Origin of the sequence: Rhizobium sp. NXC14 (genome assembly GCF_002117485.1) — a bacterium.
GTDB lineage: Bacteria > Pseudomonadota > Alphaproteobacteria > Rhizobiales > Rhizobiaceae > Rhizobium.
Map to the genome: position 1 here is coordinate 506463 of NZ_CP021030.1, position 25416 is coordinate 531878.

At 62.1% G+C, this 25416-nt stretch carries 25 protein-coding genes, 1 tRNA gene and 1 riboswitch; of the genes, 15 read left to right on the forward strand and 11 right to left on the reverse strand.

Annotation, left to right across the window (positions count from 1 at the left end):
* Positions 1-39 precede the first annotated feature (39 nt).
* Positions 40-1218 carry an integrase core domain-containing protein gene (locus NXC14_RS02490; RefSeq protein WP_245362094.1) on the reverse strand — a complete coding sequence of 393 codons (1179 nt, stop codon included), beginning with the start codon at positions 1216-1218 and terminating at the stop codon, positions 40-42.
* 273 nt (positions 1219-1491) lie between these two features.
* On the opposite strand from NXC14_RS02490, the gene NXC14_RS02495 reads away from it, so the two are divergent.
* From NXC14_RS02495 to phoB, 7 genes are all read left to right on the forward strand, one after another.
* Positions 1492-1893, forward strand: a complete 402-nt coding sequence (locus NXC14_RS02495; protein WP_085776822.1) for a DUF559 domain-containing protein — start codon at positions 1492-1494, stop codon at positions 1891-1893.
* A gap of 482 nt (positions 1894-2375) precedes the next feature.
* Complete coding sequence (locus NXC14_RS02500) at positions 2376-3410, forward strand: substrate-binding domain-containing protein (protein WP_085776823.1); 1035 nt, start codon at positions 2376-2378, stop codon at positions 3408-3410.
* A gap of 169 nt (positions 3411-3579) precedes the next feature.
* Positions 3580-5061 (forward strand): phosphate ABC transporter permease subunit PstC, encoded by a 1482-nt coding sequence (gene pstC / locus NXC14_RS02505; protein WP_085776824.1) that lies wholly within the window; start codon positions 3580-3582, stop codon positions 5059-5061.
* Positions 5058-6380 (forward strand): phosphate ABC transporter permease PstA, encoded by a 1323-nt coding sequence (gene pstA / locus NXC14_RS02510; RefSeq protein WP_085776825.1) that lies wholly within the window; start codon positions 5058-5060, stop codon positions 6378-6380. The genes pstC and pstA overlap by 4 nt, the downstream gene beginning before the upstream one ends.
* A 15-nt stretch (positions 6381-6395) precedes the next feature.
* Positions 6396-7211: a phosphate ABC transporter ATP-binding protein PstB gene (gene pstB / locus NXC14_RS02515; protein WP_085776826.1), complete on the forward strand. Its 816-nt coding sequence runs from the start codon at positions 6396-6398 to the stop codon at positions 7209-7211.
* Positions 7212-7255: 44 nt separating this feature from the next.
* Entirely contained in the window at positions 7256-7969 is a 714-nt protein-coding gene (gene phoU, locus NXC14_RS02520; protein WP_004672769.1) for a phosphate signaling complex protein PhoU, read from the forward strand.
* 125 nt (positions 7970-8094) lie between these two features.
* Positions 8095-8778 carry a phosphate regulon transcriptional regulator PhoB gene (gene phoB / locus NXC14_RS02525; protein WP_004672768.1) on the forward strand — a complete coding sequence of 228 codons (684 nt, stop codon included), beginning with the start codon at positions 8095-8097 and terminating at the stop codon, positions 8776-8778.
* Between the two features lie 588 nt (positions 8779-9366).
* On the opposite strand, the gene NXC14_RS02530 is transcribed toward phoB, so the two are convergent.
* A complete protein-coding gene (locus tag NXC14_RS02530; protein ID WP_085776827.1) occupies positions 9367-9900 on the reverse strand; it encodes a GcrA family cell cycle regulator in 534 nt (177 codons plus the stop codon).
* Between the two features lie 424 nt (positions 9901-10324).
* Here NXC14_RS02530 and NXC14_RS02535 point away from each other — a divergent pair, with 424 nt between their 5' ends.
* From NXC14_RS02535 to NXC14_RS02550, 4 genes are all read left to right on the forward strand, one after another.
* A complete protein-coding gene (locus NXC14_RS02535; protein WP_085776828.1) occupies positions 10325-11524 on the forward strand; it encodes an aspartate aminotransferase family protein in 1200 nt (399 codons plus the stop codon).
* 37 nt (positions 11525-11561) lie between these two features.
* Entirely contained in the window at positions 11562-12476 is a 915-nt protein-coding gene (argF, locus tag NXC14_RS02540) for an ornithine carbamoyltransferase (protein ID WP_085776829.1), read from the forward strand.
* Positions 12477-12569: 93 nt separating this feature from the next.
* Positions 12570-13562, forward strand: a complete 993-nt coding sequence (locus NXC14_RS02545) for an Hsp33 family molecular chaperone (RefSeq protein WP_085776830.1) — start codon at positions 12570-12572, stop codon at positions 13560-13562.
* Between the two features lie 111 nt (positions 13563-13673).
* The gene (locus NXC14_RS02550) at positions 13674-14264 is read left to right on the forward strand and encodes a hypothetical protein (RefSeq protein ID WP_085776831.1); all 591 of its coding nucleotides are present in this window, start codon (positions 13674-13676) and stop codon (positions 14262-14264) included.
* A 49-nt stretch (positions 14265-14313) separates the two neighbouring features.
* On the opposite strand, the gene apaG is transcribed toward NXC14_RS02550, so the two are convergent.
* Together apaG and NXC14_RS02560 are read right to left on the reverse strand one after the other, a co-directional pair.
* Positions 14314-14706, reverse strand: a complete 393-nt coding sequence (gene apaG / locus NXC14_RS02555) for a Co2+/Mg2+ efflux protein ApaG (protein ID WP_010029240.1) — start codon at positions 14704-14706, stop codon at positions 14314-14316.
* A 224-nt stretch (positions 14707-14930) separates the two neighbouring features.
* The gene (locus NXC14_RS02560) at positions 14931-16115 is read right to left on the reverse strand and encodes an O-succinylhomoserine sulfhydrylase (protein WP_085776832.1); all 1185 of its coding nucleotides are present in this window, start codon (positions 16113-16115) and stop codon (positions 14931-14933) included.
* A 43-nt stretch (positions 16116-16158) separates the two neighbouring features.
* A riboswitch (SAM riboswitch) is annotated at positions 16159-16237 on the reverse strand.
* Between the two features lie 74 nt (positions 16238-16311).
* On the opposite strand from NXC14_RS02560, the gene NXC14_RS02565 reads away from it, so the two are divergent.
* Together NXC14_RS02565 and NXC14_RS02570 are read left to right on the forward strand one after the other, a co-directional pair.
* Entirely contained in the window at positions 16312-17406 is a 1095-nt protein-coding gene (locus tag NXC14_RS02565) for a 2'-deoxycytidine 5'-triphosphate deaminase (RefSeq protein WP_085776833.1), read from the forward strand.
* Between the two features lie 61 nt (positions 17407-17467).
* Positions 17468-17541, forward strand: a tRNA-Gly gene (locus tag NXC14_RS02570).
* A gap of 23 nt (positions 17542-17564) precedes the next feature.
* On the opposite strand, the gene NXC14_RS02575 is transcribed toward NXC14_RS02570, so the two are convergent.
* The gene (locus NXC14_RS02575; RefSeq protein ID WP_085779947.1) at positions 17565-17843 is read right to left on the reverse strand and encodes a hypothetical protein; all 279 of its coding nucleotides are present in this window, start codon (positions 17841-17843) and stop codon (positions 17565-17567) included.
* Positions 17844-18197: 354 nt separating this feature from the next.
* Between NXC14_RS02575 and NXC14_RS02580 the strand changes: the two genes are divergently transcribed.
* Positions 18198-18578, forward strand: a complete 381-nt coding sequence (locus NXC14_RS02580) for a VOC family protein (RefSeq protein ID WP_085779948.1) — start codon at positions 18198-18200, stop codon at positions 18576-18578.
* Between the two features lie 250 nt (positions 18579-18828).
* Here the strand turns inward: NXC14_RS02580 and NXC14_RS02585 are convergent, their stop codons facing one another.
* Entirely contained in the window at positions 18829-20844 is a 2016-nt protein-coding gene (locus NXC14_RS02585) for a methyl-accepting chemotaxis protein (RefSeq protein WP_085776834.1), read from the reverse strand.
* Positions 20845-21261: 417 nt separating this feature from the next.
* Between NXC14_RS02585 and NXC14_RS02590 the strand changes: the two genes are divergently transcribed.
* Positions 21262-22137 (forward strand): transporter substrate-binding domain-containing protein, encoded by an 876-nt coding sequence (locus NXC14_RS02590; protein WP_085776835.1) that lies wholly within the window; start codon positions 21262-21264, stop codon positions 22135-22137.
* A gap of 10 nt (positions 22138-22147) precedes the next feature.
* Here the strand turns inward: NXC14_RS02590 and NXC14_RS02595 are convergent, their stop codons facing one another.
* From NXC14_RS02595 to NXC14_RS02615, 5 genes are all read right to left on the reverse strand, one after another.
* Entirely contained in the window at positions 22148-22561 is a 414-nt protein-coding gene (locus NXC14_RS02595; RefSeq protein ID WP_011423905.1) for a tellurite resistance TerB family protein, read from the reverse strand.
* Positions 22562-22647: 86 nt separating this feature from the next.
* The gene (locus NXC14_RS02600) at positions 22648-23361 is read right to left on the reverse strand and encodes a thermonuclease family protein (protein ID WP_085776836.1); all 714 of its coding nucleotides are present in this window, start codon (positions 23359-23361) and stop codon (positions 22648-22650) included.
* Between the two features lie 11 nt (positions 23362-23372).
* Positions 23373-24044 carry a helix-turn-helix transcriptional regulator gene (locus NXC14_RS02605; protein WP_085776837.1) on the reverse strand — a complete coding sequence of 224 codons (672 nt, stop codon included), beginning with the start codon at positions 24042-24044 and terminating at the stop codon, positions 23373-23375.
* A 228-nt stretch (positions 24045-24272) separates the two neighbouring features.
* The gene (locus NXC14_RS02610) at positions 24273-24920 is read right to left on the reverse strand and encodes a response regulator transcription factor (RefSeq protein ID WP_085776838.1); all 648 of its coding nucleotides are present in this window, start codon (positions 24918-24920) and stop codon (positions 24273-24275) included.
* 89 nt (positions 24921-25009) lie between these two features.
* Positions 25010-25408, reverse strand: coding sequence for a hypothetical protein (locus NXC14_RS02615; protein WP_085776839.1), 399 nt, complete (start codon positions 25406-25408; stop codon positions 25010-25012).
* Positions 25409-25416 lie beyond the last annotated feature (8 nt).

Below are 25416 nucleotides of genomic sequence, written 5' to 3' on the forward strand. Positions count from 1 at the left end.
ATGATCGACATTTTGGACCGGGATGATACCTGACAGTTTTCATTCTGTCGTATGTGCTGCTTTAGGCCTCATCGGCCCGGGCGGTCGCGGCGGAGCGAAGCGACGAAAGCGTCCGTCCGGGCCGATGAGGCCTATGTCGCGGTTGCAGAAGCGCACGACGTGGTCACCGTTTTCGAGCTCGCTCAGGCCGACGAGTTCGCCGGCAAGGGCTTCGCTGACAAAGAGTCGGCCTCCCTTCCATTTGATCTCACCGTTGTCTCGCACGCGACGCACTTGATGATCGGCATCATACCAGGGATCGTCGAGACGCTCGGGCATCACACGCGGCTGGCAGGGTCGATAGAGATCGGCCGGTGGTCGTTGACCCAGCGCTTCATGCGGGCGCTCCTCATTGTAGTGCCGGCGAAAGGCATCGAAACGGGCCTGCTGTTGGCCGGCATTATCGGCCGGTGGCTTGGATGTCTGGGCCTTGAGAGTACGATGCATGCGCTCGTGCCTGCCGTTCTCCTGGGGCGATGCCGGCGAGATGAAGTGCGCCTCGATGCCGAGCTTGATCCACCAAGTCGATAATCGGGTCAGGCCGCCGGCCCCATGGCTGCCGAAAGGCGAACCATTGTCGCAGCGGATCGCAAACGGTAGCCCATGGGTGCGAAAGGCTCGTTCGAAGACAGGCCGCACGCCGTCGATGGTCTGTGGAGCAATTTGGACATCGATCAGAAAACGGCTATAGCTGTCGCTGATCGTCAGTGGATCGATGCGTTGTTGGTCGCGGGTGCGGAACCAGCCCTTAAAGTCCACGCTCCATTCGTCATTGGCTTTTGTTGCCTCGGTGAACGGCCGGCTTTGGTCCAGTGCCCTGCGTCGCCGCTTGGCAGTGTCCACAAGGCCTGCCCGTTTGAGGATGTCGCCGATCGTCGAGGCCGCCGGCCAAGCGGTCTGCGCAGACTGGCGCTGCAACAGCGCCAGCAGCTTGCGCGGCCCCATATGCGGAAACCGCCGGCGTAGCGCAATCACCTCATCGGCAAGGGCTGACGGCGTGCGATGCGGGCACGAAACCGTGCCATGCGACCGATCGACAAACCAATCCGGCGCTCCGCTCATCTGCCGTTTGCGCCAGGCGTAAAATGTATCCCGGCTCACACCGTAGCGTCGGCAAAGATCTCTCACACTCCAGTGCCCCAAAGCATAGTCCGACAGCATCCGAACACGTTCTTCCATGCGACAAGTCTCCACAAATGGCATCGGAAGCCCTCCCTCCGACACACTATGACTTGTCGACCATCAACCCGGTTCATTCTGTCAGGTATCAGCCCGGGCTGTACCCGGACGCTGCCCCTCACCCTAACCCTCTCCCCGTAAACGGGGGCGAGGGGACGTGCCATGCGAGAGGCTCGCGGGGAGCCGAGAGGTTGCGGCATATCCCCTTCGCCCCGTTTACGGGGAGAAGGTGGCGGCAGCCGGATGAGGGGCAAGTCACAAGGAAAAACGTCAATGAGAGGTTCCAAACCCAAAACCATCGCCCGAGCACGTTCCCTGCGCCAGTCGGATAACGACGCAGAAGGTAAATTGTGGCAGGAGTTGCGCGACCGGCGCTTCAACGGACACAAGTTCGTCCGGCAATTGCCGATCGGTCGTTATTTTGCAGACTTCGCCTGTCGTGAATTGCGGCTTGTCGTCGAGATCGACGGGAGCCAGCATGCGGACAACCGACGGGATGGAATCCGGGATTCCTTCATGACCAACAATGGCTGGTCGGTGGTTCGTTTTTGGAATGTAGATGTGCTGAGCGCGCTGCCATCCGTGCTGGAGACGATCGTTGCGATCTGCGACGGGCTGCTGGTCGAACGCGTCGAGGCAATGGATTTGCGGTTCTTTCCAGCCATGCGTGAATAACGATGGCGTGCCGTGCGATTGCCCCTCACCCTAACCCTCTCCCCGTACTGACGGGGAGAGGGGACGTGCCCTGTCGAGAGTTTTTGGGTGGGACGGACAGGTCGCGGCATATCCCCTTCTCCCCGTCAAAACGGGGAGAAGGTGCCGGCAGGCGGATGAGGGGCAGATCCCACGGGCGGACCTGAATGAAAGAATGCAGGCGGGAAGGGCCAGGGTGCCTTTCCACAACCACCGGACACGTGTGATAAACTTGCAATGCAAGGTAGAGCGCCGATCCAAATTTTCCCGACAGTCGACACTTTCGGGCGGCATCCATAAAATTTGTTGTCATAAAACAGACGCTTAACCTGTCACAAATGTTTCACGGATTTGACATAAAAGGACGGTGCTTACAGCGTTAAGAGAGTCCCGCCGATGAAAAAAGGCATGCGAGGGCCTCTCTATAGGCCGCACTCACACAAGCCCAATGCGGGAGATTTCTAATGAACACCTTCAAGCTCACCGTTGCCGCGCTCGCTGCAACTGCCGCTTTCGCTGGCGCAGCCGTCGCTCGCGACCAGATCCAGATCGCTGGTTCGTCCACCGTCCTGCCTTACGCCAAGATCGTTGCCGAGTCCTTCGGCGAGACCTTCACCAACTTCAAGACGCCGGTCGTCGAATCCGGCGGCACGGGCGCTGGTTTGAAGGAATTCTGCAAGGGCGTTGGTGAAGACACCATCGACATCGCCAACGCTTCGCGTCCGATCAACAAGAATGAAGCCGAAGCTTGCAAGGCCGCCGGCGTAACCGACATCCAGGAAGTCAAGATCGGTTATGACGGGATCGTCTTCGCAACCGACTCGTCCAACCCGGATGTCGCTTACGTTCCGGCCGACATCTACAAGGCCCTCGCTGCCCAGGTCGTCGTCGACGGCAAGCTCGTCGCCAACCCCTACAAGAAGTGGTCGGAAGTCAACCCGAAGCTCCCTGCCGTTGATATCGCCGCCTATATCCCGGGCGAAAAGCACGGCACGCGCGAAGTCTTCGAACAGAACGTTCTTGCCGCCGGCTGCAAGGCTTCGGGCGCTCTCGACGTTATCGCCAAGGAAATCTCCGACAAGGCTGCTCAGACCAAGGCCTGCGTCGCAGTCCGCAAGGACGGCGCTGCAGTCGACATCGACGGCGACTATCCGGAAACCCTCGCACGCATCGCCGCCAACAAGACCGGCGTCGGCGTATTTGGCCTTTCCTTCTATGAAAACAACGCCGACAAGCTCAAGGTCGCCAGCGTGAACGGTATCGTTCCGTCCACCGAAACGATCGCCAACGGCACCTATCCGGTTTCCCGCCCGCTGTTCTTCTATGTCAAGAAGGCACATCTCGGCGCCGTTCCGGGCCTGAAGGAATATGTCAACTTCTTCGTATCCGACCAGATGATCGGCCCCGACGGCCCGCTGGCTGAATACGGCCTCGTTGCCGCTCCGGATGCCGAGCGTGATGCGATCCGCAAAGACGTCGAAGCCGGTAAGTCCATGTAAATGACTTTGCCGGCGCGGTGCTTCAAAGCCCGCGCCGGCATCGTTAATGTCCCTGCGTGGCGGTCTTTCCGCTGCAGGGTTGAATTCCTTCTCCATGATTGGAAGCCGAAGGCAGGCTGATGAAGCCGCCGCGCTTTTTTGGGGGCCACGGGGCCTGGGGACGTAACGAATGAGCACATCCGTCATACTTCTGTGCCTTGTGGTGATCGGTGCCGCCGCCTATCTGGTCGCGCGCAGCCGTGCCACGGCCCTTGCCGGAGGCAGGTCCTCCGCACTGCATTCCCGGCCGGCCTATTACGGCGCCTATGCCGCGATCTGGACGGTTCTTCCCGCCCTCATCGTCCTCTGCGTCTGGCTCTCCGTCAGCCCCGGCATCATCCAGTCCTCGGTTCGGGGAGCTTTCCCTGCTGACGTCAAGGCTCAGGCCGCAGTCGAACAGGATCTGAGCTATTCGATGGTGGCGACGGTCGCGCGCGGGTTGACGATGCTGACATCGGACGAAGCCGCCGCGGTGGCAAACGATCCGGCCGCCCTGCAGGCCAAGCTCAGCGAAAAGGGCGTGCCGCTCGCCGGCCAGCCGCAGCCTTACATGGTCGCGGCCGCCAAGACGCTGAATTCCATGAGCATGACGAGCCGCCTCGCCATGACGGCGATCGTCTTCATTCTGGCCGTTGCCGGCGCCCTTTATGCGCTGCGCGCCATCGCGCCGCGCTTCCGCGCCCGCAACCGCGTCGAGCGCGTCATGCTCTGGGGCCTGCTGCTCGCCTCCTCGATCGCCATCCTGACGACGGTCGGCATCGTGTTGTCCATGCTGTCGGAAGCCGCCCGCTTCTTTGCCGTCGTTCCCGCCGGCGAATTCTTCTTCGGCACCGTCTGGGATCCGCGCTTTGCCGGCGCCGGCAGCTCCTCCTTCGGCCAGTTCGGCCTGATCCCGCTCCTGCTCGGCACGCTATATATCGGCCTCGTCGCCATGCTCGTCGCCGTTCCGGTCGGCCTCTTCGCCGCCATCTATATGGCCGAATACGCCTCGCCGAAGCTGCGTTCCGTCTCCAAGCCTCTTCTCGAAGTGCTGGCCGGCATCCCGACGATCGTCTACGGCTTCTTCGCGCTCGTCACCGTCGGTCCGTTCCTGCGCGATTTCTCCGCCCAGATCAGTGGCCTGCTCTCCGGCAGCTACACCAATTTCATCCAGGCGCAGAGCGTTCTGACGGCTGGTATCGTCATGGGCATCATGTTGATCCCCTACGTCTCCTCGCTGTCGGACGACATCATCACCGCCGTGCCGCGGGCACTGCGTGATGGTTCGCTCGGTCTCGGCGCCACACGCTCCGAAACCATCAAGAAGGTGGTCCTGCCGGCCGCGCTTCCCGGCATCGTCGGCGCGCTGCTGATGACCGCCTCGCGCGCCATCGGCGAGACCATGATCGTCGTGTTGGCCGCGGGTGTCGCCGCCCGCATTCAGATCAACCCTTTCGAGCCGATGACCACGGTGACCGTCAAGATCGTCAACCAGCTGACGGGCGACCTTGAGTTCACCTCGCCGCAGACGCTGGTTGCCTTCGCGCTTGGCATCACGCTGTTCTGCATCACGCTTTGCCTCAACATCTATGCGCTCTACATCGTGCGCAAATACCGGGAGCAGTACGAATGACGAATATTGTTTCTCCCGCCATCGGTGCCACCGTTTCCAAAGTGCCGGCCCGCCGTGATATCGGCATCAAGCGCCGCTATGCCGCCGAGCGCCGGTTCCAGGCCTACGGTATCGCCGCCATCGCCTTCGGCCTTATCTTCCTCTTCGTCCTGCTGTGGACGGTGATCGGCAAAGGCTACACCGCCTTCCAACAGACGACGATCACCCTGCCGGTCGAATTCGCCGAAAAGACGATCGATCCGAACAGCAAGCGGGCGACCGATCCTTCGGTGCTGATTGCCGCCAACTATCCGGTTCTGCTGCGCGACGCGATCGTCAAGCAGCTGAACATCAATGCATCGAGCCGTCCGGATGTGCGCGATGCAACCGCCATGCTCTCCAAGAGCGCGCCGATCCAGCTGCGCGATCTGGTCGTCGCCGATCCCTCGATCATCGGCAAGACCGTCAACGTCACCCTGCTCGCCGATGCCAATATCGATAGCGCCAACAAGGGCCAGATCGATCTTTCCGTCGATGAGAAGAACCGCAAGGTCAACGACAAGCAGGTCAACTGGATGAACCAGCTGAAGGCGAGCGGCGCTCTTCAGAAGCAGTTCAACACCGGCCTCTTCGTCAACGGCAATTCCAGCCGTCCGGAGGCCGCCGGTCTCGGCGTCGCCCTCATCGGCTCGCTCTACCTGATGCTGATCGTGCTGGTTCTGTCGCTGCCGATCGGCGTCGCCGCTTCGATCTATCTCGAGGAGTTTGCGCCGAAGAACAGGCTGACGGACCTGATCGAGGTCAACATCAACAACCTCGCAGCCGTCCCGTCGATCGTCTACGGTCTGCTCGGCCTTTCCGTCTTCATCAACTTCATCGGCCTGCCGCGCTCGGCTTCTCTGGTAGGCGGCCTGGTGCTGACGCTGATGACCCTGCCGACGATCATCATCGCCACCCGCGCGGCCCTGCGCGCCGTGCCGCCTTCGATCCGCGCCGCAGCTCTCGGCCTCGGCGCCTCGAAGATGCAGATGGTGTTCCACCACGTCCTGCCGCTTGCCATGCCCGGCATCCTCACCGGCACGATCATCGGCCTGGCGCACGCGCTCGGCGAAACCGCGCCGCTGCTCTTGATCGGCATGGTCGCCTTCGTCGCCAATGCGCCCGCGACACCGCTCGAGCCCTCGACGGCCTTGCCCGTGCAGGTCTATATGTGGGCGAACGAGGCCGAACGTGCCTTCGTGGAGCGTACTTCGGGTGCCATCATCGTCCTGCTCCTGTTCCTGGTCGTCATGAACATGGGCGCCATCCTCTTGCGTCGTCGCTTCGAGCGCCGCTGGTAAACGGAGTTAAACATCATGAACATGCTGACGGAAGCTGCAGTTGAAAAGGCGCTGGATCAGAAGATGAGCAACGTCCCGTATAAAATGATCGGACAGGATGTCTCCGTATACTACGGCGAGAAGCGCGCGCTTTTCGACGTGAACCTGAACATCCGCGAAAACACCGTAACCGCCCTGATCGGCCCCTCGGGCTGCGGCAAGTCGACCTTCCTGCGAAGCCTGAACCGCATGAACGACACGATCGAGGGGTGCCGCGTTACCGGCAAGATCACGCTCGACAGCGACGATATCTATGATCCGGATATCGACGTCGTCGAACTTCGCGCCCGCGTCGGCATGGTTTTCCAGAAGCCGAACCCATTCCCCAAGTCGATCTATGAAAACGTCTCCTACGGCCCCCGCATCCACGGTCTCGCCAAGTCGAAGGCCGATCTCGACCAGATCGTCGAGAGCAGCCTGCAGCGCGCCGGCCTCTGGAACGAGGTCAAGGACCGCGTGCACGAATCCGGCACGGGCCTCTCCGGCGGTCAGCAGCAGCGCCTGTGCATTGCCCGCGCCGTTGCCGTCAGCCCGGAAGTCATCCTGATGGACGAGCCCTGCTCGGCCCTTGACCCGATCGCCACCGCCAAGGTCGAGGAGCTGATCCACGAGCTCCGCGAAAACTATACGATCGTCATCGTCACCCACTCCATGCAGCAGGCCGCGCGCGTCTCGCAGCGCACCGCCATGTTCCACCTCGGCAATCTTGTCGAGGAGAACGACACCGACAAGATGTTCACCAATCCGGACGATCCCCGTACCCAGGACTACATCATGGGTCGCTTCGGCTGATCACGGCCATCCGAAGCCTTCCCCTTATTCGAGGACAAAGCCCCATGGCATCGACACATATTTATTCTGCCTATGATGATGATCTGAAGTTCCTTTCCAGGCGGATTTCCGAAATGGGCGGCCTGGCCGAACAGATGGTCGCCGAATCGGTCCGGGCGCTGGTCAACGGCGATACCGCGCTGGCGCAGAAGGTCATCTCCGACGACGTGATCCTCGATCATACCGAGCGCGAAATCGGCGACAAGGCGATCGTCACCATCGCCCGCCGTCAGCCGATGGCGGCGGACCTGCGCGAAATCATGGGTTCGATCCGCATCGCCGCCGATCTCGAACGCGTCGGCGACCTCGGCAAGAACACCGCCAAGCGCGTCATCGCCGTGCAGAGCACCGGCGTGCCCCGCAAGCTCGCCCGCGGTCTCGAGCATCTCTCCGAGCTGGCGCTTGTCCAGCTCAAGGAAGTGCTCGACGTCTATACGACACGCGCTGCCGACAAGGCGACCGCCATCCGCGAACGCGACAACGAGATCGACGCCATGTACACCTCGCTGTTCCGCGAGCTCTTGACCTACATGATGGAAGATCCGCGCAACATCACGAGCTGCACGCATCTGCTCTTCTGCGCCAAGAACATCGAACGCATCGGCGACCATGCCACCAACATCGCCGAGACGATCTACTACATGGCAACAGGCGCCCAGCCGGAAGGTGATCGCCCGAAGGATGACAGCGCCAACACCGTCGGCGCCGCGACGGAATAATCCTTCCAAGATTGCGTGCGCGCCCGTTCGGGGCGCGCAAAGAGGTCGCAGCCAATTTCTGAATTTGCGCAGGACGCCTGCTTAGACCCCGAGTTTAAGGCTTGTGCGCGAGGAGACGGACACGCATGATCCCGAGAGTCGCAGTTGTTGAAGACGAGGAAGCGCTCAGCGTGCTCCTTCGCTATAATCTCGAAGCCGAAGGCTTCGAGGTCGATACCATCCTGCGCGGCGACGAGGCCGAAATCAGGCTTCAGGAGCGCACGCCCGACCTGCTCATCCTCGACTGGATGCTGCCCGGCGTCTCCGGCATCGAACTCTGCCGGCGCCTGCGCATGCGGCCGGAAACCGAGCGACTGCCGATCATCATGCTGACGGCGCGCGGCGAGGAGAGCGAGCGTGTGCGCGGACTGTCCACCGGCGCCGACGATTATGTCGTCAAGCCCTTCTCGACCCCCGAACTCGTCGCCCGCGTCAAGGCGATGCTGCGCCGTGCCCGCCCCGAGGTGCTGTCCTCGGTGCTGAAATGCGGCGATATCGAGCTCGACCGCGAAACCCATCGCGTCCACCGCAAGAGCCGCGAAGTCCGCCTCGGCCCGACCGAATTTCGCCTGCTGGAATTCCTGATGTCGTCGCCGGGCCGGGTCTTTTCCCGCTCGCAGCTGCTCGACGGCGTCTGGGGTCACGACATCTATGTCGACGAACGAACCGTCGACGTCCATGTCGGACGCCTGCGCAAGGCGCTGAACTTCTCCAACATGCAGGACGTCATCCGCACCGTCCGCGGCGCCGGCTATTCTATGGAAGCCTGAGGCTGAGGGAGTGTGTGAGATGGGCGTTCCCGCCAAACGCACGGCAGTACGGCTTGTGAGGCCCCCCTTGCCGTCGTCGATCGCAGCCGCTTCTTCGCCAGCGTCATTGCGCCGGCGAGGCTTATGCGTCTCGGCACCACCTTTCCATCGCGCCTGCAGAGCCGACTTGTCCCGGCATCACCTCTCCTCCGTCATCCCAGGGCTTGACCCTGGGATCCATCGGGCCGGCGCTGCGGGAACAGGGATGCATCCAACTGCAGGGAAATTATCGAAGCCGAGTGCTTGGTTGTCGATCCCAGGGTCAAGCCGGGTCAAGCCCCGGGATGACGGAGCGTGTGGTTGGCGCTCTCGCCAAACGCGCCGGTGGTGCAACCTGTAGCACCCGTTTTTGCCGCCGATCCATCGCCGCTGCAGAACCAGCTTCATCGCACTGGCGTGGCTTATCTGTCCAGGCACCACTTCTCCTCCAAGCCCCGGGATGACGGAGTGTGGGGTTGGCTTGGTTGCTAAACGCAAAGGTCACTTCCCCAATCGAATAAAAAAACGGGCCACTCGGCCCGTTTCTCGTTCTCGGCAATACCTGTCCGCTCAGCTGACCCGTGCCGCGGCCCGGCGCCTTTCGTTGATCGGCTGATAGGCAAGCTTCTGATGATAGCTGCAATAGGGCGAATTGTCGGGGGACTCGCAGCCGCAGAAATGGAAATCTTCCTTGAGCGGGTCGCCGACCGGCCATTTGCAGGTGCGTTCGGTGAGCTCCGTCAGGCCGAGGCGGCGAGAAATCGGCACGACCACATTGCCGGCCGGCACATATTCCATTTCCTCGACGGCATCGACCTCGATCTCTTCCTTCAGCATCGTTGCGCCCTGTTGACGGGTCACGGTGCGGGTGGTGATCCGGGAGGCGTAGTTCGGCGCGCGCGGCGCGGCTGTCTGGCGCTTCGGCGTGCGCGCCGCGGTGGCCGTGCCGCCGGCCTTGGCGCGGCCGGGAAGGCTGAGCCTGTGCACCTTGCCGATAACGGCATTTCGGCTGACGCCGCCAAGCTGCGCAGCAATCTGGCTGGCGCTCAGTCCTTCGGCCCAAAGCTTCTTGAGTTTCTCGACCCGCTCGTCTGTCCAGTTCATGCCCTGTCTCCACCTTTTGCGTTGGTGATGGCAGAATCCCTCACCGTTGTCCCGGAAGCCTCCGAAACAAGAAACGCTTGATCAATTTTGGTGACTAGTTCCGCCGCATGCAGTCTAGTAATTGAACTTTAACCTAGTGTGAGGCTGACTCCGTGACAAGAGTCGCGGGAATCCGGATGAATCGAATTTCAAGTTTTCCCCAACTTGCTGCCTCTGCGTGGCATTTCTGCAATAATGCCTGTTGAAGGCCGAAAGTGCCGCTGCACAAGCTTGCTGCATAGGCTAAGGCGCCAGTTTTGTTGACATTGCAGCGCGAAAAGGAAATAGTACCGCTCGCCGCCGAAAGGCGGCATTTTTGATTTTTTGGACCTGGTTTTGTTAGCCGGAGTCCGTGCAAGACAACATTGAACGGGAGACCCGCGCCATGGCTGAAGCCGCGCCGCTTTATGACACCTATTCTCGCGCCCCGCTGCGGTTCGAGCGAGGCGAGGGCGTATGGCTGATCACCGAGAGCGGCGAGCGCTATCTCGATTTCGGCGCCGGTGTCGCCGTCACCTCCGTCGGCCATGGCAACCCGCATGTGGTCGCGGCGCTGAAGGAGCAGGCCGACAAGGTCTGGCACCTCTCCAACATCTATGAGATCCCCGGCCAGGAGCGCCTCGCCAAGCGCCTGACGGACGCTACCTTCGCCGATAAGGTGTTCTTCACCAATTCTGGCGCCGAGGCGCTCGAATGCGCCATCAAGACCGCGCGCCGCTACCAGTTTTCCAAGGGGCATCCCGAGCGGTTCCATATCATCACCTTCGAGGGTGCCTTCCATGGGCGCACGCTCGCGACGATTGCCGCCGGCGGTCAGGAGAAATATCTCGAAGGTTTCGGCCCCAAGGCTCCGGGTTTCGATCAGGTGCCGTTCGGCGACATCGAGGCCGTCCGCGCCGCCATTACCGATGCGACGGCCGCAATCCTGATCGAGCCGGTGCAAGGCGAGGGCGGCGTGCGTCCCGCCACCGGCGAATTCATGAAGGCGCTTCGCCGGATCTGCGACGAAAACGGCCTGCTGCTGATCCTCGACGAGGTCCAGACCGGCGTCGGCCGCACCGGCAAGCTCTTCGCCCATGAATGGTCCGGCATCACGCCCGATATCATGGCCGTTGCCAAGGGCATCGGCGGCGGTTTCCCGCTCGGCGCCTGCCTTGCCACGGCCGAGGCTGCCTCCGGCATGAAGGCCGGCACGCATGGTTCGACCTATGGCGGCAATCCGCTGGCCATGGCGGTCGGCAGTGCCGTACTCGACGTCATCCTCGCCGATGGCTTCCTTGAGCATGTGCGCGACGTCGCGCTCGTCTTCCGCCAGGGGCTGGCCTCGCTCAAGGATCGGTATCCCGATGTTATCGAGGATATCCGAGGCGAGGGGCTTCTGCTCGGCGTCAAGGCTGCGGTTCCCTCGGCCGAATTGCTGCAGGCGATCCGCGCCGCGCATCTGCTCGGCGTGCCGGCCGGCGACAACGTCATCCGCCTTCTTCCGCCGCTGGTGGTCACTGCCGAAGAAGCCCGCGAGGGGCTCGTGCGCCTCGAGCGCGCCGCCGAGAGCATCCGCGCCGCCAAGATCAAGAAGACGGCTTGAAGGGATCGCCGCCTTCGGGCGCACGACAGGTAAGAACATGGCTCCTAAACATTTCCTCGATCTTTCGGCCGTCACCTCGGCCGACCTCAGAACTATCATGAACGACGCGCTCGCCCGCAAGCAGGCCTTCAAATCCGGCAAGGGCGACAAGCCGCTCGCCGGCAAGATGCTGGCGATGATCTTCGAAAAGCCGTCGACGCGCACCCGCGTTTCCTTCGACGTCGGCATGCGCCAGCTCGGCGGCGAAACGCTGTTTCTCTCCGGTACTGAAATGCAGCTCGGCCGCGCCGAGACGATCGGCGACACCGCCAAGGTGCTGTCGCGCTATGTCGATGCGATCATGATCCGCACCACCGAGCATTCCAGGCTTTTGGAGCTCGCCGAGCACGCGACCGTGCCTGTGATCAATGCGCTGACGGACGACACCCACCCCTGCCAGATCATGGCCGATATCATGACCTTCGAGGAGCATCGCGGCCCGATCAAGGGCAAGACGATCGCATGGACCGGCGACGGCAACAATGTGCTGCATTCGCTGGTGGAAGGGGCTGCGCGCTTCGGCTACCGCATGAACATGGCCGTGCCTCTTGGCTCGGAGCCTAAGGATCACTATCTGAACTGGGCCCGCAATGAGGGCGCCGAAGTCATGCTCTGCCATGATGCCGACCGTGCGGTCGAAGGCGCCGATTGCGTGGTGACCGATACCTGGGTCTCCATGAATCAGGAACATCGGGCCCGGGGTCACAACGTCTTCCAGCCTTATCAGGTCAATGCGGCCTTGATGGCCAAGGCCGGCAGCGATGCATTGTTCATGCATTGCTTGCCTGCTCATCGCGGTGAGGAAGTGACGGACGAGGTGATCGACGGCCCGCAATCCGTGGTCTTCGATGAAGCGGAAAACCGTCTTCATGCGCAGAAGTCGATTCTTGCTTGGTGCCTGGGCGCGATCTGAACCATAATCGGATGTTGCGAGTCATAAGCTTGCGGCCCGACTGCGCGAGCGCCGGACACTTTGGCCGCCGCTCCAGAAACTAGGAGTAAAGCCATGGCAGAAGCTGCAGCCGCCCTCGGCCAGTTCGATTTCGCCGGCGATGATCATGTCGTCCCCTTTCAGGTGGAGGGTCTGGATGTGCGCGGCCGCGCCGTCCAGCTCGGCCCCATGCTCGATGCGATCCTCGAGCGCCATCATTATCCCGCGCCCGTCGCCCGGCTGCTCGCCGAAGTCGTCGTACTGACGGTGCTGCTCGGCACCTCGCTGAAGTTCGACGGCAAGTTCACCGTGCAGACCAAGGGCGACGGCCCGGTCGATCTGCTCGTCGCCGATTTCTCGACGCCGGAGAACGTGCGTGCCTATGCCCGTTTCGACCGGGCGCTGCTCGACCAGGCGATTGCCTCAGGCGAGACCGAGCCGGAGCAACTGCTCGGCAAGGGCGTGCTCGCCTTCACCATCGATCAGGGCAAGTTCGCGCAGCCTTACCAGGGCATTGTCGCCCTCGACGGCACGTCGCTCGAGGAGATCGCCGGCGTCTATTTCCGCCAGTCGGAGCAGATCCCGACGCGGGTGCGCCTGGCTGCGGCCGAACTTTTCGACCGTGACGATGCCGGCAAGCCGCGCCATCGTTGGCGGGCAGGCGGCCTCGTCGCCCAGTTCCTGCCGGAGGCACCGGAGCGCATGCGCCAGCCTGATCTCCACGGCGGCGACGGCGATAACGGCGACCGTCCGCATGGCGAGGATGACGCCTGGACCGAAGCGCGCTCGCTGGTCGAGACCATCGATGCCGACGAGCTGACCGATCCGCAGGTCGGCACCGAACGTCTCTTGTTCCGCCTGTTCCACGAGCGCGGCGTGCGCGTCTTCGAGCCCCGCGCCGTCTTCGACCGCTGCAGCTGCTCGCGGGAAAAAATAGGCAACGTGCTGAAGGGCTTCACCGCCGAGGAGATCGAGGCCAGCCAGGAAAACGGCGAGATATCCGTCACCTGTGAATTCTGCTCGACCACATACCGCTTCGAAGCAGCCGAGCTTCAGCCGGCGGAATAACATTAGTCGCGCTTGGCGCGAAAAAGATACGCATTGCAGCGGCACAGTGACTCGACTTTTAGTAGTCACTGTGCACCTATTATCCCAACTGGTTCTGGGGGCGGGACGTCAATGCGGCTTTTGTATTTTGTATTCGCATTCATTGCTGCGATGCCACGGATTGTCCTGGCTGATGACGAAACAATCAAATGGAAAGAGGTTGGCGGCTGGACCGTGGCTGTCGACCCGACCTTGGGCAACGGCTGTTTTGTTCTCACTTCATTTGATGACGGCACCGTTTTTCGTCTGGGCTTTAATTTTACAAAAAAGGAGAGCCCTTTTTACATTGTGATCGCAAATCCGAACTGGAAATCCTTGGAAGTGGGAAAGCAATATCCCATCGAACTGTCGTTAGATCGTTCTCAATGGACGGCGAATGCGAGCGCTCTCGATCTTGATGGCTTCAAGGGATTATGGATCGATTTTAAGGATTCCAGTCTGATTGCCGAGTTCGCTCGTAAACTGGGTTTTCGCGCCACCTTCAACGGAAAGCAGATTGTTGCGCTGAGTTTAAAAAATTCCGTCAGGGCAACGGATGAGATGCTCACCTGCCAGAAGGCGGTAAACGCTGCAGTCGCTCAGCGGCCAGCCACGCCCCAATCAAAGGATCCGTTCGAAGCAAAGCCGGACACCCGGACGGCCTCGGATCCTTTTGATCTCTGATGCATGTCATCTGGGGGTGAATCGGGCATATCCACTTTGGGGCCTGCGCTCAGTTCAGCACGCGCAGTAGCCCCGGTGAATCCAGCGAGAAGGCGGGGATGTCGACGTCGAATAGCTCGCCTTCATCCGTTTCCATCTGGTAATGGCCGAACATCAGGCCTGAGGGCGTGTCAAGCGGGCAGCCGGAGGAATATTCGTAGGTGTCGCCCGGGCTGAGCCGCGGCTGTTCGCCGACGACGCCGGGTCCGGTCACCTCGTCCACCACCCCGTTCTGGTCGGTGATGTTCCAGTAGCGATTGATGAGGCGAACGGCGACGCCGGAATTGTTGCTGATGACGATCCGGTAACCCCAGACATAGCGATCGTCTTCCGGATCGGATTGCTCCTCCAGATAGAACGGTTCGACCACGACTTCGATATCTCTTGTGAGGGCGCGATACATGCCTTGCACCATAGTCAAGATATGTTACCCGTATCTTATAAAGAGGCCCCGTCCGTCAAGAAACGGAACGTTGATCAGCGGTCAAATGGTGATCATCGTATGGTTTTCGATCGTTAAGCCTAATCGTCAGCGTTAATTTTACTTCGCAACGCCGGCGCGGGGGTACTTGTTCCCGCAGATCGGCGGCCGGCTCCTCATTGAAGTCCGGCCGCTATTCCAGTCCATCAGGCCGAAACCTTGGAAAGCGCCTGCGCGAAGTCCTCGATCAGGTCGTCCGTATCCTCGATGCCGGCCGAAAGCCGCACCGTGCCCGGAGAAATGCCGAGTTCGGCACGCGCCTCTTCCGTCAGGTTCTTGTGCGTCGTCGTTGCCGGATGGGTGATCAGGCTTTTGCTGTCGCCGAGATTGTTGGAGATCTTGATGATCTCAAGCGCGTTCTGCAGCGCGAAGGCCGCCTCCTTGCCGCCCTTCAGCTCGAAGCAGACGAGCGTCGAGCCGCCGGTCATCTGTTTGGCGATGATGTCAGACTGCGGGTGGTCCTTGCGGCCGGGATAGATCACCTTGGCGACCTTGCCCTGCTCTGCCAGGAAATCGGCGATCTTCGCCGCATTTTCAGTCTGCTGCTTGACGCGCAGCGGCAGCGTTTCAATGCCCTTCAGCAGCGTCCAGGCATTGAACGGCGACATGGCCGGGCCGGTATGGCGAAAATAGTCGTGCAGGTTCTCGTCGATCCATGCCTTGTCGGAAAGCACCACCCCGCCGAGGCACCGGCCCTGGCCGTCGATATGCTTGGTGGCGGAATAGACGACGATATGGGCGCCGAGTTCGAGCGGCTTCTGGAAGAGCGGCGTCGCGAAGACGTTGTCGACGATCAGCTTGGCGCCGACCTGGTTGGCGAGGCTGGCGACGCCTGCGATATCGATCACTTCGAGCGTCGGGTTGGTCGGGCTCTCCAGGAAGAATACCTTGGTATTCGGGCGGACCGCCTTTTCCCAATTGGCGAGATCCCGGCCGTCGACCAGCGTGCACTCGATGCCGTATTTCGGCGCAAGCGTTTCCACGACCCAGCGGCAGGAGCCGAACAGCGCGCGGGCCGCGACGATGTGGTCGCCGGCCTTGACCTGGCAGAGGACGGCGGCGGCGACGGCCGCCATGCCGGAGGCGGTGGCGCGGGCATCTTCAGCGCCTTCCAATGCGCACATGCGCTTTTCGAACATGTCGTTGGTTGGGCTGCCGTAGCGGGCATAGATGAAGCCGTCCGTTTCGCCCTTGAAGCGGGCTTCTGCCGCTTCCGACGTGTCATAGACGAAACCCTGGGTGAGATAGATTGCCTCTGATGTTTCGCCATATTGCGAACGCAGCGTGCCGCCATGGACGAGTTGGGTTGCCGGGCGCCAGGTCTTGCTCATGCCATCACCTTCACATAACAAAAAACCGGCCGCAAAAGCAGACCGGTTTCATAACCCGGTCTTTTTAGCCACTTGTTTAACGTGGCTGCAAGCCGACCGGCCAAATCACCACGGGATAATTTTGCAATACTGCTGTTAGCTGCTTGCGTCAATTCCCCGATTTTGGTTTTGTCGGCGGCAAAATGATGGATGGGGCATGATGGCTCGCGAAACTGGAATTCTGGCGGACCGCGCGATTGCGGCACTGTTCGAAACGGGGCGTCTGAACTCCGAGCGGGAGCTCGACCGCGATCAGATCCAGCCGGCGAGCCTCGACCTGCGCTTAGGAAGCAAGGCCTTTCGTGTGCGCGCTTCCTTCATGCCCGGCCCCTCGCATCTGGTCTCCGACAAGCTCGATCGGCTGAGCCTGCACGTGATCGACCTGTCCCAGGGCGCGGTGCTCGAAACCGGCTGCGTCTATATCGTACCGCTGATGGAGAGCCTGGCGCTGCCTGCCGACATGTCGGCTTCGGCCAATCCGAAGAGCTCGACCGGCAGGCTCGATATCTTCACCCGCGTCATCACCGACTACGCCCAGGAATTCGACAAGATCCCGCCGGGCTATTCCGGCCCGCTCTATCTCGAAATCAGCCCGCGCACCTTCCCGATCGTCGTTCGCCGCGGCTCGCGCCTGTCGCAGATCCGCTTCCGCGTCGGCCAGTCCGTGCTCGGCGAGCCGGAACTTCTGAGGCTGCATGAAAGCGAGACGCTTGTTGCCAGCAAGCAGCCGAACGTCTCGGGCGGCGGCATCGCGCTGTCGATCGATCTCACCGGCGACAAGGACGGCCTGATCGGCTATCGCGGCAAGCACCACACCGCGGTCGTCGATGTCGACGAGAAGGACCAGCACGATATTTTCGATTTCTGGGAGCCGCTCTACAGCCGCGGCCGCAACGAGCTGATCCTCGATCCCGACGAGTTCTATATCCTCGTCTCGCGCGAGGCCGTGCACGTGCCGCCGGATTATGCCGCCGAGATGACCCCCTTCGATCCGCTGGTCGGCGAGTTCCGCGTCCACTATGCCGGCTTCTTCGATCCGGGCTTCGGCCATGCGCCGGCCGGCGGCCGCGGCAGCCGCGCCGTGCTCGAAGTGCGCAGCCACGAAGTGCCCTTCATCCTCGAAGACGGCCAGATCGTCGGCCGCCTGGTCTACGAGCACATGCAGGAAAAACCGGCAAGCCTTTACGGCTCCGGCCTCGGCTCCAACTACCAGGCCCAGGGCCTCAAGCTCTCCAAACATTTCCGCATCTGACGCCGGCCTGACGGGCGGCGACTTGACAGCGGCCCCCATCTGTTGGAAATCTCAGCTCATCGCGGGTGTAGCTCAATGGTAGAGCAGCAGCTTCCCAAGCTGAATACGAGGGTTCGATTCCCTTCACCCGCTCCAGCTGCCTTTCCAGCGATGTCCTTCTAATCCCCGAAAAACCGAATCGGCTTATACCGGCGGTGTGCGATGATCAGGCTGCGGTCGGGCTGGAGGATGTAGGTTTCCTCCACCTGTCGGCCATACTGGTCGATAAAATCATGCGGGAAGGAGGAGCCGGGTGGCGATTTGGTGAGCTTGGTGCGCGGCTGGCCGTGATAGGTGATGCTGCCTGGGATGGGTTCGAGGCCCGGGCCGCTGTAGCTGACGGTGTTGCATCCCGCCAGAACGAGTGTGCCGATGAGGCCGATGATTGCCGGTTTCATATCCATCCCTTCCGATGCGCAGAACGTTGCGATCTTACTCCCGATCGCAACAGACGCACCAGATGAAACGGCGTCTCCGCCTTCACTCGTTCGAGAGGTGCTGCCCGGAGCGCAGGAAATCCATGCGTTGGCGAAACCGGCGGTGTCTGCTAGATGGGCAGTGTCGAAAAAGGCAGGATCGGTTGAGGTAAGCCCGATCCCTTCCGTTGGAGCGTCGTGAGCGCTCTCAAGAAGCTCTGCTCCGTGGCCTATGGCACGAGAACCCGCGACGTGATCCGCATCAAGATGCGGGATCCCGGCGGCGTGCGGAGACGGCAAAAGGCAGTCGCGGGATTTTTTCAAACGGAGACTGTCATGCGCCTGAACCATCTCGATTTTCACGTTCCCGATATTACCGCGACGGCGGATTTCTTCATCCGCCACTTCGGCCTGATGCTCAAGGATATGCGGGGCCAGAACGGCCTGGCGATACTGACCGACGACGCCGGCCTCGAAATTGTCCTCAGCCACGCGATCGCGAAGTTCGGCACCGCCGACCAGGTCGAACTGCAGCGTCAGACTTATCACGTCGGCTTTATTTTGGCTGAGAAGGCTGATGTTGATATTGTTCATGCCGGGCTTGTTGCCGCCGGTGCGGTGCTGTCCGGCCCGCCGGCCGCCATGCGCGGCGGCTGGCTGTTTTATTGCACGGCGCCCGGAAATATTCTGGTCGAGATTGGTTGGCGGCCGGTTTGAGCGAATCCCAGAAGGAAGGGTGCGGCCCGTAGCCTGCCCCTCATCCGGCTGCCGGCATCGACCGGGGTCGCGCCACGGTCTCGGCCCGTCCTTCAGACCCCCGCAAACCGGGCGAAGGGGATGTGCCGCGACCTCTCCATTCCCCGCCGACCTCTCGCTGGGCACGTCCCCTCGTCCCGTTTTTACGGGGAGAGGGTTAGGGCGAGGGGCAGCTATCCGCGCGAACCGGGCAGGCGTGCCTCTTGCCGGCTCAGAATTCCGTCCAGTCGGCATCCTGCGTCGACGGCGTGCTGCTGTTGCCGGCGCCGAAGGCGTTGGCGATCTTCTGGCCTAGCGCCCGGGCGGGGGAGGCGGCCGGGCGGGTCGTGCCTTCCCTGGCGACGCGGATCGATGCCTTGGCTGCTGCCGGGCGCGGGGCCACCACCCGCGGTGGCGGGGCTGTCGGCCGCTTAGACGCGCTCGGTACGGCGGCGGCAAAGCCGCCGGTGCCGGTCAATCGGAACTGGCCGAGCAGGGTGTTGAGTGCTGCCGCTTCCGTGGCGAGGCTGCGGCTGGCGGCCGTCGATTGCTCGACCATCGCCGCATTCTGCTGCGTACCCTGATCCATGGTGTTGACGGCGGTGTTGATCTCCTGCAGCCCGATCGACTGTTCGCGCGAGGCTTCGGCGATCGCGTGGACGTGCTGGTTGATTTGCTGCACCTCGGTGACGATCACATCGAGCGCCTTGCCGGTCTCGCCCACCAGCGTGACGCCGGTCTGGACATGAGAGCCGGAATTGGTGATCAGCGACTTGATCTCCTTGGCGGCATTGGCCGAGCGCTGAGCGAGCTCGCGCACTTCCTGGGCGACGACCGCAAAGCCTTTGCCGGCTTCACCGGCGCGCGCGGCTTCGACGCCGGCATTCAAGGCCAAGAGGTTGGTCTGGAAGGCGATGTCGTCGATGACGCCGATGATGTTGGAAATTTCGCCCGAAGACTTTTCGATCTCGTGCATGGCGGAGACGGCCTTGCGGACGATCTCGCCGGATTTTTCGGCGCCGAGGCGGGTGCGGGTGACGAGCTGGCTCGCCTCCTCGGCGCGCTTGGCGGCATCCCGCACCGTCGTGGTGATTTCTTCCAGCGCCGCTGCAGTCTCTTCGACGGAGGCCGACTGCTGTTCCGTTCGCCGGGAAAGCTCGTCGGCGGAGGAACGAATCTCGTTGGCGCCGGCGCCGATGGCCCGCGCATTGGCCCCGACCGCCTGCATGGTCTCGTTGAGCTTCTCGACCGAGTGGTTGAAATCTTGGCGCAGCGCATCGAGATGGGCGACGAAGGGCGCGTCGATATGCGAAGCGAGATCGCCGGCGGCAAGGCGACGCAGGCCGTCGCCGAGGGCTGCGACGGCGCGTTCGAGTTCTGCTGCCTCGCGGGCTTTCTGCGCCTCGCGTTCGCGGCGCTCGCCGTCGCTGACGCTGCGGTCTGCCTCGGCGCGCGCCTCCATCTGGCGACGCTCGATCGCGTTGTCGCGGAAGATCGAGACCGCCTTTGCCATCTGGCCGACTTCGTCGCGGCGGTCGAGACCACTGATATCGCTATCGGTGTCGCCCTCGGCAAGGCGCGTCATGCGCAGGCTGAGCTTCGTCATCGGGCCGGCAATGCCTTTCTGCGCCATGGTGACGCCAAAGCCGATTGCGGTGAGAACAGCGGTGCCGATCAGAGTGAGACAGAAGGTGATCCGGCCGTTGACGGATGCCGAGAGGCCGTCGCCGCCATCGTTGAGCATCGCCATCATCGCATCATTGTTGGCGATCATCTTCGGCGTCAGCGCATCGAGCTTGGCATTGATCAGGGCGACGTTTGCGAGTGCGCCCGCGCTGTCCTTGCCCTTGCTCTGCTCGATGATCTTATTGGCTAAAGCTTCGATTTCATCGATGCCGGCCTGGATTTCGTCTATCGCTGCCTTGCGGCTCGGAACCAGGGCGAGGGCCTGTTTCATCCGGTCGCGGGCCTGCGGCAGCTTGCTCGGCGTGGCAAGCGCCGTCTGGTATGTCGGCGTATCGGGCTGCGTCTCGGCAACCAAGGTCACCTGCAGCACCGAGGCTACGACCGAGGCGCTGGCACGTGCGCTCAGCATCGAGGCCTGCGCCTCATGATCGATAAAGGCGCCATAAGCGGCGTCCGCCCGGCGGAACTCGGAGATGACATAGATGAGCCCCGCCATCGTGATCAGCCCGAGCAGCGCCACGACCGAAATGATCTTGGTACGGATTTTCAGATGCTTCAACATGGAAAATGTCACCCGATTTTGCCGGGCGCGCGGCGCGTCCGGTGTTTGGAAATTATGTTGGTAAAGAGCGCTGCCTGACTGTCGCGGCGCCGGATAGGGAATTGACGCATGCATCATGCAATCGGCTGGCGGGCCTGTGTCGTCGCGACAAATAGAGGTGATATTCTTTAATTCCGCGCTAACGTGCAGGTGCAGGCGCACCCCTAGTTTTGAGGGGCAGCGGGAGGTCTGCGCCATCGCTCCAGAGAGCTCATTCTTCGAGGGGCGTGGGAGGATGCTGCGGCAAATGAGGAGCGTTGGAGGATGTCGCGGCCAATGAGTTCGTGAGCCTCATCCGCTCCCTCACTCCCATGATATTCCCCGGCGGGCATGACTCTGTTACATCTCGTCGATCCCCAACCCCGGAACTGGATCATCATGATTGAACCCCAGCTGGCATCCCCGACTCTCAGGGCTTTTCTGGCGGCCGGTCTGTTTCTGGCAGCGCTGTTTTCAAACTTTGCTGCATTCGCTCAGCAGGCTGCCCCTTCGCTGCCGTTGCTCTTCGATGCCCGCGAGCGTCTCGCCAGACCGGATCTCTCGTCGCTAGTCCGCTTGCGCTTTCTGACGTCGGTTGATTTCCCGCCGTTTAATTTCACGGATCAGAATGGCAAGCTTTCCGGCTTCAACGTCGATCTCGCCCGCGAAATCTGCGGCGAGCTGGAGATTTCGGATAAGTGCCAGATCCAGGCAATGCCTTTCACCGATCTCAAGGATGCCCTCGCCGCATCGCAAGGCGATGCCGTCATCGCCGGCCTTGCGGTCACCCCGGAGCTGCGCCGGCAATTTCTCTTCTCCCGGCCATATCTGATGCTGCCGGCGCGCTTCGTGCGCAATCTCGCCGCCCCGCTTGATGGAAAGACCGCTGCTGCGCTCTCCAACCATTCGGTCGGCGTCGTCAAAGGCACGGTGCACGAGGCGATGCTGGCAGCCTTTTTCCCGGCGCTGAAAGCGCAGGCTTTCGACACGAAGGACGCCCTGCTTGCGGCGCTGAAGGAGCGAAAGGTCGATGCTGCCTTCGCCGATGCGCTGCAGCTTTCCTTCTGGGTCTCGTCCCCGGCCTCCGACAAATGCTGCGCGCTGTTCGACGGCCCCTACCTCTCCGAACATTTCCTCGGCGAGGGCATGACGATCATGCTGCGACAGAAGGACAGCGTGCTGACATCCGCCATTGATCATGCGCTGGCGGCGCTGTCGCGCACCGGCCGTCTCCAGGAGATCTATCTGCGCTATTTTCCCTACGGGCTCTACTGAGCCTCAAGGATTATCCCTTGCGGAAACGGGCAATGGCGCTCCGCTCGATCGCCGCGCAGGTGAGCTTATCGAGGCCGAGGCGGTCCCGCAGCAGGCTGAGCAGTCGCAGTTCCTCTGCCTTGACCGAAAGATCGGCGGAGGCCACCTCGACGGCAAGCGCATAAGCGGTGTCATAGAGTTTTGCCGGCAAGGTATCGCGGACCGTTTCGAGGACCACGTCGAGGCCTTCAGGCCCAGCCAGCAGCGCGGCGCAGTCGCGTGCTATCGGAATGAGCTTGTCGTCATCAAAATCCCTGAAAACCGGCAGGAAGCCGATCAGCTGACCGATCCTTTCCATCTCCCTGTCGTTCATGGTGCTGTCGACGGCGGATGCCATCACCATCACGTAGATCAGCGCATCATGGGCGGAAAGCGGCTTGTTCATTTCTGATTCCTTGTTGATCAGCGCAGATTAGGAATTGGCGGCGGCCTTTACAAGAGATCGGCAGCTCTCCCCCGGCGGGCGGCCTGTCATTTGCGGCGCGGATCGCCGCCGTAAACGCCTTTCTGCGCCTGTTTCGCCTTGTCGGCGACGGATGCGAGCGGCGAACCCGCCTCTGCTTCCGCCCAGCCGCTTTCGGCAAGCCACGCGCCGAGATCCTGCGTACCGACCCGACAGGCGGCGATCGCCGTTCCCTTCCATTCGACCGTGTCGAGATCGCAGGTGATGCTGCGGTTGCGCAAGAGCTGGCGCAGCGCCGTCTTCGCCATCATGCCGCAGGGCCATTGCCGGCCTGCCGGCCCGCATATCCTGTCGGCCGGCGTGGGGGCGATGCCGGCAAGCTGGAGCCTGCGCTCCCCGAAGGAAAGAATGCCCGCGTTTTCGACCAGTGGCCGCGGCAGCTCCATGGCCTTTTTCTCGGCCGGCCCTGCCGTTTGGCTGGATGTCGGCGCCACTTGTTGCGGGATGGTGGCGGCTCTGGGCGCCGTGGCATCAGTCGCCGCCGCTGGGTGCGGGACCGCCGGTTCCACAGAGCGGGCGATCATTTCGGCACGTTCATCGGATATTGTCGCTGCCGGTTCGGCGGCCGCGGAGGCAACATTCGGCGCAGCCGCTGCCGTCTCCTCTGTGGCTGCGGTTTCTTCCCCTCCCGTGCCGCCGCGAAGCCTCGCTTCGCCTGCCTTCAGCAGGCCGACCACCACCGCCATACCCATAATACCTGTAAAGACGGCGGCAGGGCGCATGGAATATCTTCCTACTGGCTGGCCCAGATGATGCGGGCGATCCAATCGACATCGGCAAGATCGAGCGTGCGGTTGGGATGTTCGGGATTAAGCGACATCAGCTCGATCGACCGCGGGCTCTGGCGCAGCAGCACCTTGGCCATTACTTCGCCCGCGCATGTGCGCACGACGACGCGGTCGTTGCGGCGCACCTGCGCCCCGGGCTCGACGATCAGCACGTCACCGTCCCGATAAAGCGGCATCATGCTTTCGCCCTGCACCTCCAGCGCATAGACGCCGGATCTCTGCGACGGGTTGGCCGGAAACTCCACCACGTCCCAGCCATGACCGGCCGGAAAGCCGCTATCGTCGAAGAAGCCACCGGCGCCGGCCTGGGCGAAGCCGAGCAGAGGAATGGCGCTGCCCGGCGGGGGGCCGGCACGCTCGCCGATCCGCTCTCCGGCGGAACTGGCGGCCGGTTGCATGAAGGCGAAAAACTGCTCCATGCTCGCCCCCGTCGCATCGAGCACCTTGGCGATCGATTCCGTCGATGGCCAGCGCAGCCGCCCATCGGCGGAAAGCCGTTTCGACTTGTTGAACGAGGTGGGGTCGAGCCCGGCACGGCGCGCAAGACCGGATGGCGTCAGCTCGTGCCGTTCGGCAAGCCTGTCGATCGCCTCCCAGATCTGCTTGTGTGACAGCATATGCGCCCGATTCCGTGCAGCCTGTCTCAGGCTGCGCTTTAGAGCACCGTGCGTCCGCTTCGGACGTATAAAGGACGCTCTAACACTCTAAGTCTGAACATCTCACCTGCCGAAAATCGATTCCGACTTTTCGAGCCGATGCTTCAGCGACAGAATACTAGCCGACCCCACGCCGACCGTAAAGGTAAGGAGGAATAAAATCCTGTTATCGACCGGTTTCGGCCGCCCTCAAGCCACCATCGCCATGTTGATCTTGCCGAGCTGGATGACCGCCTGTGTGCGGCTGTCGACATCGAGTTTCAGCAGGATTGCCGAGACATGCGCCTTGATCGTCGCTTCGGAGACGCCGAGTTCATAGGCGATCTGCTTGTTCAACAGGCCCTCGGCCAGCATGGTCAGCACCCGGCTCTGCTGAGGCGTCAGCGTGTGCAGGCGGCGGATCAGGTCGGCGACGTCGGGATCCTGCTCCTGGCCGTCGCGATAGCTTTCCGGTGTGGCGATATCGCCGGCAAGCACCGTCTGGATGCCGCGGCGGATGTCTTCGATGCCCGAGGATTTGGAAATGAAGCCGGAAGCGCCGAGCTCCAGGGCCCGGCGGATCGTCGTGGCGTCGTCGCTCGCCGAAACGATGATGATCGGCAGGCTGGCGAATTCGGCGCGCAGCGCCATCAGGCCGGAAAAGCCGCTGACGCCGGGCATGGCGAGATCGAGCAGCATCAGGTCGGCATCTGGATGTGTGCCGGCGGCGGTGCGTGCGGCTGCGAAATCACCGGCCTCGACGATGGTCTGCCGGCCTTCCATGCCGATCACCGCCTGGCGCAGCGCATCGCGAAACAGCGGATGATCGTCCGCGATGATGATGGTCTGTTCCTGCATCGAAAACTCCCTCCCAAGAGTCCGATCATGCCGCATGCGCGCCGTCCCCTCGGCATTGCATGCAGGCATTCTGAAATGACTATATCAGATCATGTCTTCTGCGGAAGGGGATTGGCTTTTTCGTCAGCCTGGAACTCCTTCACCATCCCCATGAAGCTCTTCATCATCCGCTCCATGATGCTGATCGAGCGGTCGATCTCGGCGTCGCTCGGCAGCGCACGCTGGATGAGGCCGCCCTGTTCCAGCTTGGTCACCCGCTCTGAAAGCCGGTCGAGCTCGTCCTCATAGGCCGCCCGCTCATCGGCCGCCATACGGCAGACGAGGGCGCCGTCCTTGTCCTGGCAGATCGACATGGCGCCGGTCTGCCGGTCGAGCCGGACGAAATGGTCACCGCTCTTCTCCAGCTGGAATCGGCCCGCATCAGTCTCGGCCGCCGCGGCCACAATCGGCAGGAGAACAGCGCCAAGTGCGAGAACCAAAATCTTCATCGTCTCAT